Genomic DNA, 17395 nt, shown 5'->3' on the forward strand with positions numbered 1-17395 from the left:
AATTGCCTTCCAAAACTTTTAACATACGGAATGATAAATAACTTTTACTTCTCGACTGCAGTTTTTAGCTACTGAGGCAACAATAATGCTTCTATTTAGTGCGCTTTTAGAGAGCTTATTCTGCAATCGTAGCAACAGTACTTGTTTGACCACGATTAACTAGAACAACTCCAGTCATCGTGAGCAATAAACCACCTGCCATCATAAAGGTAAAGGGCTCATCAAATAAGAACCATGCCATCGCCGCAGTGGTGGGCGGCGTTAAATAAAGAAGGCTCGTTACCTTGGTTGCAGCCCCCTTGCGAATCATCATAAATAGCAAACTAATGGATCCAATAGATATAGGAAAGATGGCCCATAGCAATGCACTGATAACTGAGAGATTCCAAACCATCTCTCCCGACTCAAACAAAAACATACAGATAAAGCACAGCACTGCCGATACGCCAAACTGAATGGATGATCCAGCACGTAAATCAAATACAGGACAGAATTTCTTTTGATATAAGGTGCCGAACGTAATAGAAAAAAGTGCAATAAACGCCAATACATAACTAGCCAATGGGATGTGTGCAAAGCCAATCTTTTCGATAACTACCAAAGCAACCCCCGTAAACCCAAACCCTAGGCCAATCCACTGATGTGGCGTTACCTTTTCTGAAATCCAAGCAGCAAACCAAGCGGTCACAATTGGCTGAAGCCCAACGATGATCGCTACCAAACCCGCCGTCATCCCTAATCTGACAGCAAACCAAACTCCCAGCAAATATCCAAACTGCAACAAGATGCCTGCAATAGCGATATGCTTGATTTGAGACCAGCTAGGCCATGTAATTTTCCAAACTAGACTAAGGGCTGCCATAGCCGCTAAAACCCCTGCAAAGCGCCAAAATAGAAAGGTGGCTGGCTCTACATATGGCATTGCTAAGCGTGCGATTACAAAACCAGTACTCCAAATTAATACAAAAATCGGCGCAATGGCACTATCTAACGAGAGCTTCATGAATAACTTATTGAAAATATTGAGATTTTTACTAAGAGTCTAATTTTAGGCTCTTTTCTCAATCAACCCCTCTTAAATCCACTTCGCTTATATTATGTTGCAACGCAATATAATATAAGCGAAGTGGAAATAGAAAAAGAGTACATTTAGGAAATCTAAAAAAAAATACAGAACCAGTCAAATGGGAAAGAGATAGATGAACTTAACTCCAGAACAAATTGTCACGGCACAAAAAGCAAACCTAGAGACTTTAAGTGAATTAACCAAACAAGCATTACAAAGTATTGAAAAATTAGTGGAACTCAATTTATATATTGCCAAGCAAAGTTTGAGCGACAGCATGAATAGCGCCAAGAAAGCATTAGAAGTAAAAGACATCCAGCAATTGCTCGCACATCAAGCAGAGGCGGTGCAGCCAATGGCAGAAAAAATGATGGCTTACAGTCGTCATTTGAATGAGTTAGCACATGAGACACAAAACAGCTTTACTCAATCTGCTGAAAAAGAATTTCAAGCGGGTCAGAAAAAAATGAATTCTTTAGTACAAGAGTGGACTAAATATGCGCCAGCAGGATCTGATGGTGCCGCTCAAGCAATGAAGCAAGCTATTGCCACTGCGAACAATGTCTTTGAAACTAGCCAAAAGGCTGTGAAGCATGCGGTTGAAGTTGCACAAAATAATTTAAGCGGTGCTACTAATACTGTTTTGAAGAAAACTGATACTGTGCGTAAAAATATAAAGAAGAAGTAATTTATAACGCAGTCTCAAAAAAGTCCTACTCGATTGAAATAAAAACTTCATTTCTCCTAGGCTGGGGCAAATCGTTTTTTAAAACTAATTCTGCAAGTCGCTCATTGAATTCAGAAGTCTTAGTTACTACTCCGCAGTAAACCTCCATCCAAGTCTCCTTGCCATCTTGATCGGGCAATGGTCTTTTGAGTAACTCACAAGTTAACCCCGGAAACTCAAGCGCTAACTGATCATGCATAGCTCTGATAAGCTTCAAGACCATGGGATGGTCTGACACAATAAATTTAAAGTAGACATATAAACTCATTTCCCACCATCCATTCCGTTCCAACGAGTGACTAATGCATTATCTAAGTCGAAAAGATCTAAGCATCTACCAACCGTTTGATTCACCATATCATCAATAGATTCTGGCTTGGCATAGAAAGCTGGTACCGGAGGCATCACAATTGCACCGCATTCAGTAACCTGAGACATTGAACGTAAGTGCCCCGCATGCAACGGTGTCTCTCTGACCAGTAATACCAAGCGACGACGCTCTTTCAGCACTACATCAGCAGCCCTAGAAACCAAACTACTAGTCACCCCACTAGCTATTTCTGACAAAGTTCTAATTGAACATGGGGCAATCACCATGCCAAGACTTTTAAATGAACCAGAAGATATTGAAGCGCCAATATTTTTTGCTGAATGAACAAAATCAGCCATAGCCTCAATTTGTGCTGGCTTGTAATTCGTTTCAGCAGCCATGGTGAGCTTGGCAGAGTCGCTCATCACCAAATGAGATTCAACACCAAGATGTTTTAAGGCTTCAAGAATTCGGATTCCGTAGATTGTTCCCGATGCTCCTGTAATAGCGACTATTAAACGTTTTTGCACGATGAGCCCTAAAAATTAGTTTGTCTTTAAATAGGAAGATACGGGAAATTCAGCATCAAGAACGGTCTCCAGATTCACAACATCCTCTCCAGGTATCTTCACTTTGGTAAAAACATGACCCTCATAACTTAGCGGCTTAGTTGCATCTAAACCCATTTTTGAGCTCATCCCTTGAAATTGAGCTGGGATAACTCCATCCGCATCAACAGGCAATCCAACCGTCGTTGAAGGATCCAAAACAGAACCTTGTGCATCGTGAATCACCACTAAACCGCGCTTAGCCTGAAATCTCGTAGCAATAGCCCACTCAACCTGAACTGGATCATGAACTTCGACATCTTCGTCGACAATCACAACATGCTTCACATCATAGTGAGAACTAAAAGCGCCCGAGATCACATTCTTAGGCAAGCCCTCGTGCGTCTTTTTAATCTTGATATAAAGATGATATCGCCCAACTCCCCCTAGCGATAAATGCACATCTAAGACTCCAGGAAAGCTTCTGCGAAGATGGGACAAGATGGTCGCTTCTCTCGGGATTGATCCAAGCAATAAATGCTCTAATTCTGCTGGAACAATAGTGTGAAAGATAGGATCTTTTCTATGAGTAACCGTATCCACCACAATGACTTGGCGCTTCTCCTTAGAACTATAGTATTTGGGATACTCGCCGAATGGACCTTCAAGCTCACGTACCTTAGGTGGAATATGCCCTTCTATAACAATCTCCGCATTTGCAGGCACTACAACATCGTTAGTTAAGCATTTCACTACCTCCAGGGGCGCTCCATGCAATGCGCCAGCAATTTCAAGCTCATCTGCATCAATCGGGGCAATTGCCTGAGAGGCTAAGAGTGTTAGAGGGTCTACGCCAATAACCACCGCAACAGACAATGGCTGATTTAACTCTTCGGCAACCTGTTGAAAAGCATGAAGATGCCTAGGCAAAATCAGAACAGCCATACGATCTTTTGAATTTACTTGAATGCGATTAATAGATACATTTTGTATTCCAGTCTTGGGATTTCTGGCTATCACCAAACCAGCGGTAATGTAGGGTCCGCTATCGTGCTCACTGTGTGTGGGCACTGGCAGCAAAGTCCTTACATCAAATTCCTGATGCACAATCTCTTGACAGGGTGCCTTTGTGACTAATTTACAAGGTAGCGGATTGTCGGCCGCTAATCGAAATGCATTCAACAAATCAGATTCATTTACACCCATTGCTTCTGCAATCCATGAGCGCGAAGACATGAAACCAGAAACTACAGGAATTGAATGACCATCTGGACTTGGAAAAAATACACTACTTTTGCCATCGAGCTTTTTAGCTATAGCTGCTAATTCATGCTTAAGTAATACATTCTTCTTTGTCGCAACCAGTCGATTGGTATCAGCAAGCTGCGATAGCCATGGCCGAAGTTGGGTAAACTTTTTCATCAATACCACCTATACGAGATAAAACATGGCCATCATTCTGGAGTGATGCCTGCGCTTGAAACCACTTTTTTCCAAATATCCATTTGTTTACGAATAAAAATTTCAAATTGAGCAGCTGTTCCCCCATCTGGAACAACGCCCTGCTCGTTGAATGTTTTTCTAATATCCTCTTGCTTTAGGATCAAATTGATTTGTTTATTCAACTTATCAACAACTGGCTGTGGTGTCCCTGCTGGCACTACAAAACCATGCCATGATGAAGCTTCATATCCTTTCACGCCAGATTCGCTTACTGTTGGCACATCTGGCATCAACGGGGATCTCGCTTCTGTTGCTATGGCAACTGGTCGAATTTTTCCTGACTGGAGAAAAGGTCGCACATGAGGATAAGCATCAAACGCCACTTCCACTTGGCCGCCTGCTAAATCAGTCAGCAGTGGCGTACTGCCTTTATAAGGCACCTGATTCAAACTAACGCCAGCCATCATCTCAAACAAAACCATTGCCAAATGATTTGAAGATCCTGGGCCCGATGTACCGTAATTCATAAAGCCAGGCTTTGCTTTAGCAAGCGCTAAGAAATCTCCCATTGTCTTAACTGGTGAATTGGAATTAGCGACTAATACCATCGGAGATCTACCAGCCAAGACCACCGGACTGAAGGCTTTTAAGGTGTCGTAAGGTAAAGATTTGTACAAATATGGATTGGCCGCAAAGGGAAACTGAGAAACCAATATTGTGTAGCCATCTGGCGAGGAGCGCGCAACAAAATTAGTTCCAATGGTAGTACCGGCTCCTGGCTTATTTTCTATCACCACGTTTACACCCCAAGCATCACTTAATTTTTTGCCGACTATTCTGCCAAGCGTATCGTTAAATCCACCAGGCGGATAAGGGACAACTATGGTGATTGGTTTCTCTGGATATGTAACTGGGGTTTGCGCAAACAAATGACTCGCACTAAAACCAAAAATAGTAACTACACATGTAAGAAAAAAACCTGTTTTGATGGCTCTCATGAATTTCTCCAATTTGTATTAAACACTGACACGCCTAATTAATTCTTTACGCTCTTCTTGATCTCGAGAATTGCCCTCAAGCACAACCCTCCCCCGCTCAACCACATAATGTCTATCGCATAAATGAATGGCTTTATGAATATTTTGCTCAATTAATAGAATTGAAATTCCTTGAGACTTTAGCTCTTCCATCAACCGAAAGATATCAGCAACCACCATTGGTGCAAGGCCTTCTGTAGGCTCATCTATTAACAGTAATTTTGGATTACCTACCAACACACGAGCCATTGCTAACATTTGCTGCTCGCCGCCAGATAAGGTTGTTCCCGATTGATTTTGCCTCTCCCTTAGCCGCGGAAATCGCTCAAACACCATTTGCATTCGCTGTTCAGCAGCCTTACGCTCACTTGCTTGAACTTGCATCAATCCAAGCCTAAGATTGCCTTCGACACTCAAGCCTGGAAATATTCTGCGGTCTTCGGGAACTAAGCCCATGCCCAATCGGGTAATTTCATTTGGCGGTAAAGCTTCGATAGATTGATCTTGAAATAGTATTTTTCCCTGAGAAGGCCTATGCCATCCGGCAATAGTTTTTACAATGGTAGTCTTGCCGACCCCATTTCTTCCAAACAGGCCTACTGTCTCACCGGGTTTAATGGCTAAATTAACACCCTGCAAAACATGGGATAGGCCAAGATTGACATGTACATCAAGCATCTCCAAAATCATGCCAACTCCTCACCAAAGTATGCCGTTTGCACATGCGGATTAGCGCGAACCTCACTAGGAATATCTTCCGCTAATTTCTTACCCTGCGCCATGACGATTACTGTTTTAGATAGATCCATCACAAGATCTACATCATGCTCAATCAATAGCACTGTAATTTTTGATCCTAGGTGCTTAATAAGCTCAGCGGTGTCCTGAGTATCCCCCTGGGACATCCCTTGAGTTGGCTCATCTAGCAGCAGAAGTTTTGGCCGAGTTGCTAAGGTCACCGCAATCTCTAAGCGTCTTTGCTGGCCATGGGATAAGGCTCCCGCAAGTTGATCGCGACATTCAAGCAAGCCAAATTCTTCTAATAATTCATTAGCCCTATGTATTGCTATGGTGCTTTTGCTTAAAGGTAAAAACAAATGAGAACTTGGCTCTAACGCTTGACTTGCAATTCTTAGGTTATCAATCACAGAAAGATCAAAGAAAAGATTGGTGATCTGAAATGATCGAGCCATTCCACATGACAATCTTTCTTCAGGACTCATTCGCGTAATATTTTTATGCTCCAGCTCAACCAGCCCAGAATCAGCCATGAAAGTACCACTAAGTAAATTGAAAAGAGTGCTCTTGCCGGCACCATTTGGCCCAATAATAGAGGTGACACCTAAACGTGTTACCTCAAAGCTAACATCATCGACAGCCGCAAGACCGCCAAAACGCTTGCTTAGACTCTTCGCTTTAAGAATGATTTCCATATTCTCCATCACTCCTCTCCTTTGCGAGAATGAGTTTTTCTGAAATAGGTAGCTAGCAATCCTGCTATACCCTTGGGAGCGGAGACAACCACTGCTACGAATATCAGTCCAATAACAATATGGTGATGCACCGTCCAAGTTCCAATGATGGATTTAAACGAGGTTAGAAGAACGCTCCCCAGTATGGGTCCAATTAAGGTGCCCACTCCGCCTAAAACAACCGTTACAACCGCATTTCCAGAAACGCTGAAGAACATTAACTCCGGAGAAACAAAACCCCTCAACATTGGATAAAGCGCACCAGATACTGCAGCCACCACTGTAGCCAAAATAAAAGCTACCTGTTTTGGGCCTTTGGATTTGTAGCCTATATAGGCCAAACGGTCCTCATTAGATCGAATGGCATGCCAAATAGATCCCATCGGGGTTGTCAAAAAATACTTTAGGACACTATATAACCCACCAATCGTAAGCAATGTGATGACAAAAAATACACCGGGCTGACCAGCATCAACAGAGCCAATTGGAGTCCAGATTTGCAAAATGGGCACTCCCATCATGCCGTCAGAGGCGCCAAGGCTGCGAGTGTTGTAAACAACTTTTGCGGCTACTTGCGCCAAGCCAAAGGTAATTAAAGCAAAGTAAACACCCTTTGATCTCAGTGCTACAAAGCTAGCAACCCAACCTAACAAGATAGATGAAAGGGTAACAATTCCGATTGCCAAGAAAAAAGATGGGGAAACCTCTTTTAAAATCAAGGCAGATAAATAGGCGCCAAAGCCAAAATATAGAGCTTGACCAAGAGACAGTAAACCAACAATGCCGAGCAATAAGTCAACGGACATTGCTAGCCCACCAAAAATCAATGACTCTGTAGCTAGCCTCAGAAAGAAAGTGTCCCCAAGAACACTTCCTACTACAAATAAGACGATGGCAGATACTAATAAAAATATCTCAATAATCCTAATTGCCTTTACCTGCGGATTATGCATTTTTCATGCCTCCGTACAAACCAGCTGGTTTAAACATAAGCACTAAAACCATCACCGTAAAGACCAGGGGATCTGACCATACTGGCGAAATAAATAAAGAAGATATTGATTGCAATTGGGTTAATAAGATTCCGGCAATAACAGCCCCTTTAATGCTTCCAAGACCTCCGACAATGACAACACTAAAGGCCATCAAAATAAAGTCTCGCCCCATGGTAGGGAATACCGAATAGATAGGAGCAAGCAACACTCCTGCAAGTCCAGCTAAGGCAACACCAAATGCAAAAGTTAGTGCATAAACGCGCATGACCGGTATACCCAATGATGAGCTCATATCCTTGTCATATGCTGAAGCCCTCACAATTGCACCCAACTGGGTTTTATAAATAAGCGCCCAAACAGAAAAAATAATTAATGCGCCAAATCCCATTAAAAATAATCGGTAATTTGGGAACATCACTCCAAGCAACTCACTTGCCCCTGAGATTGGGGCACTGGGTTTTATTGGGTTTGCGCCCCAAATAATCTTATATCCATCTTCCAAAACCATTGCCACGCCAAAAGTGAGGAGCAATGTCAGGATATGTCGGTCTTTATAGTGAAATACTTTTTGAATCAACAGCCTTTCCATTCCAAATCCAATTGGCATCAATATCAAAGGAACCAATATTAGGCAAAGCCAGAATGAGACGCCTATAGCCATGAGACTCACGCTGATGAAAGCACCAGCTGCATAGAACTCACCATGCGACATATTAATAACATCTAGCAAGCCAAAAATAATAGTTAACCCCAAAGCCATGAGGACTACAGCAACCCCAATTGAAAGTCCATTGACTATCTGTGGCGCATAAATATATTGCAAGCTCTCTAGCATTGAAAACCCAATCCCTTAATGAAATTCACAAGCCTAAAAACTCCACATCCGCATAAGATGGATATGGAGTAATTTACAGATTAATTAAAAACGAGTACATGTATCAGGGCCAATTGCCTGATCAGAAGGTACTCTTCCAACAATATTGAACTCGCCATTTTCTACACGAACTGCAAACATATCCTGCATGGCTTGGTGATCACCAGCACGCATCTTCTTTGTGCCTTGCGGGGTTTGCCAGCTTAAGTCATTCATGGCAGCGCGGACCTTATCAGTTTCTGTGGACTTAGCCTTTTCTACAGCAGCCTTATAAAAATACATTAGTCCGTAGGAGTCAGCCCCATAAAGATCAGGGAGCTTGTTATAGGCTTTTTGGAAATCAGCTACAAACTTTTTATTAGCTGGGTTATCTAGCTTGGGTGAGTAGCCAACACCAGTAACAAATCCATTCGCAGACTTACCAATTGCACCTAGATTTTGCGATGTCACTGTGCCAGAGGCGCCAACAACCGTGACGCCTTTATTCACGCCATACTCTTCCATTTGAGTGAATAAGCGTACAGTGTCGTTACCGGCTACAGAGGTATAAATAACGTTTGGCTTAGCAGCCCTTACCTGACCAAAATATGGTGAGTAATCCTTATTATCGAGTGGTGCAAAAACTTCACCAACATCTTTGGCGCCTTTTTCAGTAGATGCTTTCTTAAATGCGGAGACCGTACTCCGCCCCATTTCATAGTCAGGGCCAATAAAGAAAATATTCGCCTTAGGAATCTCTTTATCCACCCAAGCAGCTAATGCAGCAGACTGCATACCTGCACGTGCATTTACTCGGAATACATTTGGTGAGCATTTATCAGCTGTAATTGAATCAGCAAATGAAACAGTTGTCGCAATCAGCTTATTGTTTCTCTCTGCCAACTGCCCAACAGCCAAGGTAGAGCCTGAATTTACTGTACCTGTCAAAAAGTCTACTTTTTCAACTTGGAATAATTTTTCTGCCTTTTGAGTCGCAACGGCAGGATTGGCTTCTTCATCCTCGTAAATTAAGTCAATTTTTCGGCCATTAATGCCGCCTGCAGCATTAATTTCTTTTGCCGCTAAATCTAAACCCATTTTGACTTGCTCGCCAATTGGTGTGTAAGTACCAGATAAAGGTGTCACAACACCGATTTTGATTGGGCCTGTTTGCGCCGAAACTAATGACGCCCCAAGGCTTAACGCTACTGCTAGAGCGATTTTCTTTGTTTGAAATTGCTTTTTCATTATGCACGTCTCCTTTAAAAAATTAACGACCAACAAAATTTGGTTGACGCTTCCCATGGAATGCCTCAACCCCTTCTTTAAAATCTTCAGAACTACGCAAACGGCTATAGCAATGACCCTCAACTTCTATTGCCGTAGTTAATAAACAATCCTCTGTTTCATTAAGCATCTTTTTGGCAGTTCTCTGAGCCATAGGCGAGAATGCGCGAAGCTCATCTACCAATTTAGAAACAGCACTGCTGAGTTCAGAATCAGGAACGCATTCAGTTGCAACACCCCATTCATAAGCTTGCTGCCCTTTGATCCGCCTAGAGCGCATCACAATATCCTTAGTTCTCGTGATACCAACCATTTTTTGTAGGCGCGCTGATCCACCTGAGCCAGGAATTTGTCCTAATTTTTGCTCTGGTAAGGCATACAGAGTTGATTCGGCTGCAATACGAAAATCGCATGCTAAAGAAATTTCAAAGCCTACTCCGAAGCAATAGCCATGATTTGCAGCAATGACAGGCTTAGAGCAACGCGTTGGTGCTGCAATATTCCACGCAAGCTTTGATAAGTGCTCAGGTGTTGCTTCTAAAAAGCCCTTAATATCTCCCCCACTTGAGAAATGCTCCCCTTCAGCCCTCAATACAATGATGCGTACGCGGTCATCTGCATCTAAAGTCTCGAAAGTAGCCCGCAATTGATCACGCTGAGGCATTTGTATGACATTAAATGGCGGCCTCTTTAAAACAATGTCAGCCCTTTGCTGGGATTCGTTAATCTCCACATAAAAACCATCAAGATTGTCGAGAATATTGCTAAAGGGGTGCTTCAAAATAGTAGTCATAAGGTCTTTCTAGTAAAAAATTAAGCTCTTTCATATTCGCCAGCGACTAACATTCGTCGCAATACCTTCCCCACAGGCGACTTGGGAATTTCTTTCACAAATACATACTCACGGGGACGTTTAAAGTTGATCAAATCTGATCCACGACAATATTCATCCAGAGTATTTGAATCCACACTCCCAGACGCCCTAATGAAGGCCACCACTTTTTGTCCGAGTCGGTCATCTTTTAAGCCTGCAACAGCCACTTCACTCACAGACGGATGCAATGACAAAATAGATTCAATTTCAACCGGAGAAATATTTTCTCCACCGGAAATAATCATGTCATCGACACGCCCAGTAACGAATAAGTCACCCGACCCATCAAAATAACCCGTATCACCAGTGAAATACCAACCATCACGAATTAACTTTTGATCAGCATCAGGTCTTTTCCAATAACCCTCAAACGCTTCATCACCTGAGAGATCGCAGATAATCTGACCCTCTTCATTGATAACCACCATTTGATTTGGCAATGTTTGTACAGAGCCTTGATCCAGCTTTACCACTCTAATACGTGCATTCAACCCTGCTTTTCCAGCGCAACCTGGCTTCAACACGGCATTTTGATTGATGGTGTATGTATAAATCTCGCTTGAACCATAATGATTCACAAATAATTCAGGAGAAAAGGCTTCGCTTAATTTAAGCAATAAAGCGTCATGCATTGGAGCACCTGCAAATCCAAGCTTCTTAACCGTCCTAACTCTACTTGAATTGAAATTTTTTGACTCGATCATGTCGTGATAAAGGGTCGGAACTAAGTAAAGATGCGTCACTGCTTCGCGCTCAATTGCTTCAATAGCTTTATTCACATCCCAACGAGGAACTGCGATATAAGTACCATTAACGATGCATAGGGATAACAATGTTCGTACACCCATAGTGTGATACAGGGGCATTACTCCCAAGGTCACTTCACCCATTGCATACTGATTTTGTGCCACATGCGCAATGCCTGCAGCTCGCTCTGCGCGCTGCTTTCTTGGAACCCCTTTCGGTTTACCAGTGGTGCCTGAGGTAAAGAGCATGACAGATATATCCTCAACGTGACCGCGCGCAACAGGTTCAATCCCTTTCTGAATGAGGCTCTCAAAATACCTGTAAGCATCTGAATCCGTCTTCTCCATACATAGAATCACAGAGATTGACTTGCTTGTTTCGGATTCTAAATAGTTATTGAGTGAAATCTCCTCGACAAACGCTAATTTCACATCAGCATTTTGTGCACAGTAATCAATTTCATCTGGCTTGGAGCGCCAATTTAAAGGAACAATTGCGATACCAGCCATCTGGCATGCCCAGTGAATTGTTGCTGCCTCATAGCGATTTTGCAAAATAGTCAAAATCCGATCGCCACGCTTCAGACCCTGCTCATTAAAAAATTGCTGAATAGCGCCAATATGTAGTGCCCACTCCTTGTAGGTATATCGTCTACTCCCATCAACGATTGCTAACTTTTCAGGCTCACGCTCAACAGCCTGTAAAAAAGTTCGACCTAGGTCAAGCATGCTCTCCTCCGTCTTTGTGCGCTCTGGCTGAAGCAACTTCTAATACAGCTTCGACAATCCCAACGTATCCAGTGCAACGACATAAATTACCGGACAAGCCCTCGCGCACTTCTTTCTCAGTTGGATCGGGATTCTTTTTGAGTAAATCCTCTGCAGATAGTAAAAATCCTGACGTACAAAATCCACATTGCAGCGCATGGTGTTTTTTAAAGGCATTTTGTAAGTCAGACATTTCCCCTGACTTTACAAGCCCCTCTACAGTATTCACTTTAGCGCCATCGACCTGGTATGCAAACATGAGACAAGAGCGAATAATTTGTCCATCAAGTTCTACCGTGCATGCCCCGCATACGCCATGCTCACAACCTACATGTGTGCCAGTTGCCCCTAAATCATGGCGAATAAAGTCTAGTAATGTAGTGCGTGATTCACAACTTTCTTCACGCTCTACACCGTTTAAAATGAGCCTTACCAAGTGGTTCTTCATCTTATTTCATCGCTTTTAAAATCTATCGCCTGTTGACATGCGCGCTTGCCAAGCGAACGCATCAAATGTCGACGCAATCCTGAAGTGGCAGTGGGATCTTCTCTTACCTCAGTTTCAGTAGCTAAATTATCAATAAACTGATTGGCCTCATCTAGAGAATTGGCAACACATTTATATACCTTCACAACATCATCAATCCCACCAAATCCTATAGTCCAGTGATCGCCCTCCTTAATAACTGCAACAGCTACAACCGCATAATCGCCATGACGATATCCGTATTCAGTAAATCCAAATCCAGCATTAGGTCTACGAATAGGGAAATCGACTGCTTCGATAAATTCATTTGACTGACGATCAGTCTGAAGAGCGCCCAAGAAAAAATCTCTGGCTTGTACTACCCGCCTCTTTTTCTTGCTGACTAGAGTTACGGAACCCCCTAATACAGCCAACCCAAGAACCAATTCAGAGCTAGGGTCGCCATGTGCTATCGATCCACATACTGTTCCACGATTTCGAATAGGCGCGTGGGCTATCCACGGAAACATCATACTTAACAGCGGTTGAACCGTTTGTAGTTCACTCCAATGCTCCAACTCAGATTGTCTTACACCAGCCCCAACCCGAAGCATGTCGCCTGAAACACCAAATTTTTTAAGCTCTTCGACCTTGTTAATATCAATTAAATGGTCAGGGCTAGCCACCCTCATGGCCAATACAGGGACAAGGGTTTGCCCACCAGCAATAATGCGAGCATCCTCTCCATATTTATCGAGCAAATCCAAAATATTCGATTGAGAGTGGGCTTGGTGCATCACGAACGGAGCAGATTTCATTTGCTTACTCCCAATAAGGCAAAGAGCCTGCCAATGAGGGATTTAAATAAACCCTCCTGCTTTGCTCCGGCCTCTTTTGCAAGCGCTCTAAATAGCTGATCCAAAACCAATCGAATAGCACCCTCTAGTAACCTGCTGCCAATCGCTGCTAGCTTCCCCGATACCTGCGCCTGGTAGTCATAGCTTAGAACAGTTACTCCATTGTCTTTTTTAAGACTAACTTGGCCCATTCCGAGTGCCATTCCTAATGGGCCCCTACCTTCTCCACCCAAGGTAAAGCTATCGGGACTTTGAACATTCGTTAAAACAACCTTAGCTTCAAATCGGGCTTTAGCAATACCAATGCGTACAACTGCTACGCAGTCAAACTGAATACCATCAGTTATAGTTTTTTTATGAATGGATTCGCAGCCCGGTATGACATTCTTTAATCTTTCTGGATCAAGCAAAACAGCAAAGATCTCTTCTTGCAGAACATGCAATCTAACCTCGCCTTGAGCTTTCAAAGGATAGTCAGTATTTGCTGTCATCGACGACACTTGGCTCGAGGATTTATCAAGTTTTAAAGAGCCTTTTTCGACAAGCAGTGCATGAATTCGACTCGGAGTCGCAGGCAAAATAATATTCTCAATATCTAACGCATCTGCAATGGCGTTTGCAATACAAACGGGGGTACTCATACTATTTCCCTCTCCAATTCCTTTGGCACCCAAAGGTGTAAATGGGCTTGGAGATTCTTGATGATAAATTTTTGGGACACCAATATCGCTAGCAGTTGGCAAACGGTAATCTGCAAAAGTCCCTGAGAGAAAATTACCATCGCTGCTATAGACAAACTCTTCAAAAAGAGCTGCCCCTACAGCCTGTGCATATGCCCCATAAATCTGACCATTTGCTAAGGCAGGGTTTAATATTTTTCCCGCATCATGAACGGTAATGTACTGATCGATTTTGGCAGAACAGGTTTCAGGATCTATTTCAATGCCGCAAGCATCAAGAGCAAAACCATATGCAGCAGAAGTATTGATTCGATCACCCTCATCAGGCGCCTCTAGAACAGCAGCACTCCAAAACTGCGTTTCCTGAAGCGCCAGAATCGCTTCGCTCCCAAGAGCCTCTTGAATTAATCCAGGAGACCAGTGAAAATTTCCACATACTCTGGAGAAAGGAATTCCTCTCTCATCACCCCCAACTACAGATATATTTCCGTTTGCAAAAATTAACTGATCTGGCTTCACCTTAAGCACATGAGCGGCATAATCCGCAATCCTAGCCTTGAGCTTTTCAGCTGCCAGAAATACTGTTCCTGCGACAGCACCCGCAAATCGACTTGAGTAATTTCCAGCAGCAATTGACCATGCATCTTTTGCAGTGTCAAAATCTACATTCACCTGGATTTGGGATGGCAAGACACCAAAAACATCTGCCAATAATTGACTAATAACTGTTTGATGCCCTTGTCCAGCTGGAGCTGATGCAATATTGGCGGCAATATTTCCGGAAGGGTCCACGCTAACAGTCGCAGAAGTAATGGCGCCATTTTTAGGGCCAGCTTTTGCTCTTTGTTCTTTTGTCAGAACGGTAGTGATGTAACCCATATTAGAAACCGAAGGCTCAACAATCGACGCAATACCAATACCGTAATAACGACCTTCTTTCTTTGCCTGCTCTCTACGATCTAGTATTTTTTTAAACTCTGGTGAACCCTCAAGAGTTTTTAAGGCTTTCTGGTAATCCCCCGAGTCCAGTAATGCCCCAGCGGCTGCTCGGTAAGGGAATTGCTCTTTTTGAACATAATTTAATGCAGCTATTTCTTGATGCGTTTTTCCTAATGATTTTGCGATTTTATGAATCAAGCGTTCAAGTGCGTAATAAACCTGAGGGCCGCCAAATCCCCTCACTAATCCGGTAGGAGTTTTATTAATAAGCACAACACGATTACGAATTTTTAAATTCTGAATTTGGTAAGGACCAGTCACACATCCATGCATACGATAGAGTGTTGCTGGCTCAGGTGCTCTTAAATATGCGCCGCAATCTTCAATTTGATCGTAGTCCAAAGCCAGAATTTTTCCCTCGCCATCCACAGCAGCACGCAAATGAGTGTGCCGAGATGTGGCAGAGGTAGCTGCCTGAAGATGCTCTAAGCGATCCTCAATAAATTTCACAGGAGCGCCTGCCTTACGCGACGCCAAACAACTCATGATGATGTATGGCAGTACCGACTGCTTAACGCCGAAGCTACCACCTGAATCAGGCGCAACATGATGACGTAATTTTGTTCCTGGGACCTTCAAGGCGGCTGCCATAACTACATGCAATGAAAATGGACCCATAAAATTCGACGTGACTTCATAAGACAAATCAGCCATTCGCCATTGAGCAACCACTCCACCAGTTTCTAAGGGCGTGCAAGAATTCCGAGGGTAACGAATATCAACCTCAACAATATTGGCAGCTTTTTGAAATGCGCTATCGGGATCGCCATATTGATATGCCCTATCTAAAACGCAATTACTGCCAATGTCTTTATGCAAAACAATTGATGCATCTGTTAATGCAATATCTACATCGACCACAGCGGGAAGGGGCTGAATATCTAACGCCACCCTTTCAACACCATCTTCTGCCAAAGCCCTTGATTCAGCGATGACAACAGCTATAGGCTCTCCAACATAGCGCACATACTCATTAGCCAATACCCACTGACGCATGGGAGTTTTAACGGCAACTACCAATGGATTTGACCAGGCCTGCACATCCTCGATCGTCAGAATTGCCCTGACACCCTTAAGCTGCAATGCTGACCCAATATCTACAGAAAGAATTTTTCCATGAGCAATCGGTGATCGAACCACAGCTGCGTATAGAGTTCCAACTGGCAATGGAAGATCATCTAAGTATCGACCTTCTCCTGTCAGTAGAGCGGTATCTTCTACGCGCTCACATGCCTTGCCTAAATAGTTTGAACTTGTTTTCAATGACTTCTTTTCAGCTAAATTGAGAAAAATTGATGCTGAAAGAAGCTTAATGATCGACCAGTGAGGATGCTTACCCTAAAGTCCGATGAGTTACCTTAGAGTCCGATTATGTATATCAGGAAAACCCTAAGAGTCTAGCTTAGGAGCCTTTTCTACTTGCTGACGATAGAGGCTGGGGGTAACCCCTTGATGCTGCTTAAAAAAACGAGTGAAATGACTTGGGGCAGAAAAGCCAAGTTCAGTGCCAATATGTATCAGGTTCTCTCCTTTGTCAGCTAGGGCATCAAAGGCAAACTCCATTCTAAGGACATTCGCAAATACAACCGGTGAAAGCCCGGTACAGCGCCTAAAGAGCTCAAAAAAGTGTGAGCGGGAAAGATCAACGCTTTGCGCAACCATGGCAATATCACTAAACCCCTGCGGGGATGTCCTCATGATGTGAATTGCTTTCCTTATTCTAGGATCCATAAAAGCCAGTGAATTTCCGGAGTTACGCAAATCACTTGGAGTTAAAAGATCGGCATTATCCATGAAGCTCAATACGAGTTCAAGCAAGATAGACTCAAGATAATCATGGGTAATTTGATCGGCCCACCAAAGCTCCATTGAAATCTTTTCTAATACTTGCTTTTGATGAACGCCCAACCCAGATAAATTGTTCATAAAAAATCGGGGATGACTGCTTGCTAAGAATTTTTTACTGAAAGATGCTAGCCACTTAGGCTCAAGGTACAGAGCAAGCAGAATAGGGTTTTCACCATTAACTGGTAAGTGAAGATAAGAATGCTCTTCCCAAGCATTGATAAGCACTGCATTGTCATCCGTTAAAGGGCATAACTGCCCTCTTACTTGAAAAGCAATGTCCGGTCCAGCCACCTTACATAAGATGTGGCAGTGGTGATGTGCATGGGTTACCAAGGGCGCATCCATCTCTAGAAGAGCCACTCTACCAAAATCACCATGAAGAAGTCGGATTACCTTAGACATGCTTTAAATCATCTCAC

The 17395-nt window shown here is 43.2% G+C and carries 17 protein-coding genes; 1 reads left to right on the forward strand and 16 read right to left on the reverse strand.

Annotated elements, in window-relative coordinates; genetic code table 11:
• Positions 1-115: 115 nt before the first annotated feature.
• Positions 116-1003, reverse strand: coding sequence for a DMT family transporter (locus tag ICN27_RS05735; RefSeq protein WP_215307305.1), 888 nt, complete (start codon positions 1001-1003; stop codon positions 116-118).
• 196 nt (positions 1004-1199) lie between these two features.
• Between ICN27_RS05735 and ICN27_RS05740 the strand changes: the two genes are divergently transcribed.
• Positions 1200-1754 (forward strand): phasin family protein, encoded by a 555-nt coding sequence (locus ICN27_RS05740; RefSeq protein WP_215307307.1) that lies wholly within the window; start codon positions 1200-1202, stop codon positions 1752-1754.
• Positions 1755-1779: 25 nt separating this feature from the next.
• On the opposite strand, the gene ICN27_RS05745 is transcribed toward ICN27_RS05740, so the two are convergent.
• From ICN27_RS05745 to ICN27_RS05815, 15 genes are all read right to left on the reverse strand, one after another.
• A complete protein-coding gene (locus tag ICN27_RS05745) occupies positions 1780-2061 on the reverse strand; it encodes a DUF4936 family protein (RefSeq protein ID WP_215307309.1) in 282 nt (93 codons plus the stop codon).
• Positions 2058-2636: a UbiX family flavin prenyltransferase gene (locus ICN27_RS05750; RefSeq protein WP_215310341.1), complete on the reverse strand. Its 579-nt coding sequence runs from the start codon at positions 2634-2636 to the stop codon at positions 2058-2060. Before ICN27_RS05750 ends, ICN27_RS05745 begins: the two co-directional genes overlap by 4 nt.
• A gap of 12 nt (positions 2637-2648) precedes the next feature.
• Positions 2649-4073, reverse strand: a complete 1425-nt coding sequence (locus ICN27_RS05755) for a UbiD family decarboxylase (RefSeq protein WP_215307311.1) — start codon at positions 4071-4073, stop codon at positions 2649-2651.
• Positions 4074-4105: 32 nt separating this feature from the next.
• Positions 4106-5092 carry a tripartite tricarboxylate transporter substrate binding protein gene (locus ICN27_RS05760; protein WP_215307313.1) on the reverse strand — a complete coding sequence of 329 codons (987 nt, stop codon included), beginning with the start codon at positions 5090-5092 and terminating at the stop codon, positions 4106-4108.
• Between the two features lie 18 nt (positions 5093-5110).
• Complete coding sequence (locus ICN27_RS05765) at positions 5111-5821, reverse strand: ABC transporter ATP-binding protein (protein WP_216861250.1); 711 nt, start codon at positions 5819-5821, stop codon at positions 5111-5113.
• Positions 5818-6573 carry an ABC transporter ATP-binding protein gene (locus ICN27_RS05770; protein ID WP_251370789.1) on the reverse strand — a complete coding sequence of 252 codons (756 nt, stop codon included), beginning with the start codon at positions 6571-6573 and terminating at the stop codon, positions 5818-5820. The genes ICN27_RS05765 and ICN27_RS05770 overlap by 4 nt, the downstream gene beginning before the upstream one ends.
• On the reverse strand, positions 6573-7556 hold the full coding sequence (locus ICN27_RS05775; RefSeq protein ID WP_215307315.1) for a branched-chain amino acid ABC transporter permease: 984 nt from the start codon (positions 7554-7556) through the stop codon (positions 6573-6575). Before ICN27_RS05775 ends, ICN27_RS05770 begins: the two co-directional genes overlap by 1 nt.
• On the reverse strand, positions 7549-8433 hold the full coding sequence (locus ICN27_RS05780; RefSeq protein WP_215307317.1) for a branched-chain amino acid ABC transporter permease: 885 nt from the start codon (positions 8431-8433) through the stop codon (positions 7549-7551). The genes ICN27_RS05775 and ICN27_RS05780 overlap by 8 nt, the downstream gene beginning before the upstream one ends.
• Before the next feature lie 84 nt (positions 8434-8517).
• Positions 8518-9699, reverse strand: a complete 1182-nt coding sequence (locus tag ICN27_RS05785) for an ABC transporter substrate-binding protein (RefSeq protein WP_216269335.1) — start codon at positions 9697-9699, stop codon at positions 8518-8520.
• Between the two features lie 22 nt (positions 9700-9721).
• Positions 9722-10531, reverse strand: coding sequence for an enoyl-CoA hydratase/isomerase family protein (locus ICN27_RS05790; RefSeq protein ID WP_215307320.1), 810 nt, complete (start codon positions 10529-10531; stop codon positions 9722-9724).
• A 20-nt stretch (positions 10532-10551) separates the two neighbouring features.
• Positions 10552-12087: an AMP-binding protein gene (locus ICN27_RS05795; protein WP_215307322.1), complete on the reverse strand. Its 1536-nt coding sequence runs from the start codon at positions 12085-12087 to the stop codon at positions 10552-10554.
• Positions 12080-12574 (reverse strand): (2Fe-2S)-binding protein, encoded by a 495-nt coding sequence (locus ICN27_RS05800; RefSeq protein WP_215307324.1) that lies wholly within the window; start codon positions 12572-12574, stop codon positions 12080-12082. Before ICN27_RS05800 ends, ICN27_RS05795 begins: the two co-directional genes overlap by 8 nt.
• Complete coding sequence (locus tag ICN27_RS05805; RefSeq protein WP_215307326.1) at positions 12571-13410, reverse strand: xanthine dehydrogenase family protein subunit M; 840 nt, start codon at positions 13408-13410, stop codon at positions 12571-12573. Before ICN27_RS05805 ends, ICN27_RS05800 begins: the two co-directional genes overlap by 4 nt.
• On the reverse strand, positions 13407-16391 hold the full coding sequence (locus ICN27_RS05810) for a molybdopterin cofactor-binding domain-containing protein (RefSeq protein ID WP_216861251.1): 2985 nt from the start codon (positions 16389-16391) through the stop codon (positions 13407-13409). The genes ICN27_RS05805 and ICN27_RS05810 overlap by 4 nt, the downstream gene beginning before the upstream one ends.
• Before the next feature lie 126 nt (positions 16392-16517).
• Positions 16518-17378, reverse strand: a complete 861-nt coding sequence (locus ICN27_RS05815; RefSeq protein WP_215307328.1) for a helix-turn-helix transcriptional regulator — start codon at positions 17376-17378, stop codon at positions 16518-16520.
• Between the last annotated feature and the right edge of the window lie 17 nt (positions 17379-17395).

The organism is Polynucleobacter sp. Nonnen-W13, from assembly GCF_018881735.1.
In the GTDB taxonomy this organism is placed as follows: Bacteria; Pseudomonadota; Gammaproteobacteria; order Burkholderiales; family Burkholderiaceae; genus Polynucleobacter.

What these genes read in the sequence shown, in the direction of transcription:
- ICN27_RS05735 (WP_215307305.1), bottom strand. Translation starts at nt 1,003, where the DNA reads ATGAAGCTCTCGTTAGATAGTGCCATTGCGCCGATTTTTGTATTAATT.
- ICN27_RS05740 (WP_215307307.1), top strand. Translation starts at nt 1,200, where the DNA reads ATGAACTTAACTCCAGAACAAATTGTCACGGCACAAAAAGCAAACCTA.
- ICN27_RS05745 (WP_215307309.1), bottom strand. Translation starts at nt 2,061, where the DNA reads ATGAGTTTATATGTCTACTTTAAATTTATTGTGTCAGACCATCCCATG.
- ICN27_RS05755 (WP_215307311.1), bottom strand. Translation starts at nt 4,073, where the DNA reads ATGAAAAAGTTTACCCAACTTCGGCCATGGCTATCGCAGCTTGCTGAT.
- ICN27_RS05760 (WP_215307313.1), bottom strand. Translation starts at nt 5,092, where the DNA reads ATGAGAGCCATCAAAACAGGTTTTTTTCTTACATGTGTAGTTACTATT.
- ICN27_RS05765 (WP_216861250.1), bottom strand. Translation starts at nt 5,821, where the DNA reads ATGATTTTGGAGATGCTTGATGTACATGTCAATCTTGGCCTATCCCAT.
- ICN27_RS05770 (WP_251370789.1), bottom strand. Translation starts at nt 6,573, where the DNA reads ATGGAGAATATGGAAATCATTCTTAAAGCGAAGAGTCTAAGCAAGCGT.
- ICN27_RS05775 (WP_215307315.1), bottom strand. Translation starts at nt 7,556, where the DNA reads ATGCATAATCCGCAGGTAAAGGCAATTAGGATTATTGAGATATTTTTA.
- ICN27_RS05780 (WP_215307317.1), bottom strand. Translation starts at nt 8,433, where the DNA reads ATGCTAGAGAGCTTGCAATATATTTATGCGCCACAGATAGTCAATGGA.
- ICN27_RS05785 (WP_216269335.1), bottom strand. Translation starts at nt 9,699, where the DNA reads ATGAAAAAGCAATTTCAAACAAAGAAAATCGCTCTAGCAGTAGCGTTA.
- ICN27_RS05790 (WP_215307320.1), bottom strand. Translation starts at nt 10,531, where the DNA reads ATGACTACTATTTTGAAGCACCCCTTTAGCAATATTCTCGACAATCTT.
- ICN27_RS05795 (WP_215307322.1), bottom strand. Translation starts at nt 12,087, where the DNA reads ATGCTTGACCTAGGTCGAACTTTTTTACAGGCTGTTGAGCGTGAGCCT.
- ICN27_RS05800 (WP_215307324.1), bottom strand. Translation starts at nt 12,574, where the DNA reads ATGAAGAACCACTTGGTAAGGCTCATTTTAAACGGTGTAGAGCGTGAA.
- ICN27_RS05805 (WP_215307326.1), bottom strand. Translation starts at nt 13,410, where the DNA reads ATGAAATCTGCTCCGTTCGTGATGCACCAAGCCCACTCTCAATCGAAT.
- ICN27_RS05815 (WP_215307328.1), bottom strand. Translation starts at nt 17,378, where the DNA reads ATGTCTAAGGTAATCCGACTTCTTCATGGTGATTTTGGTAGAGTGGCT.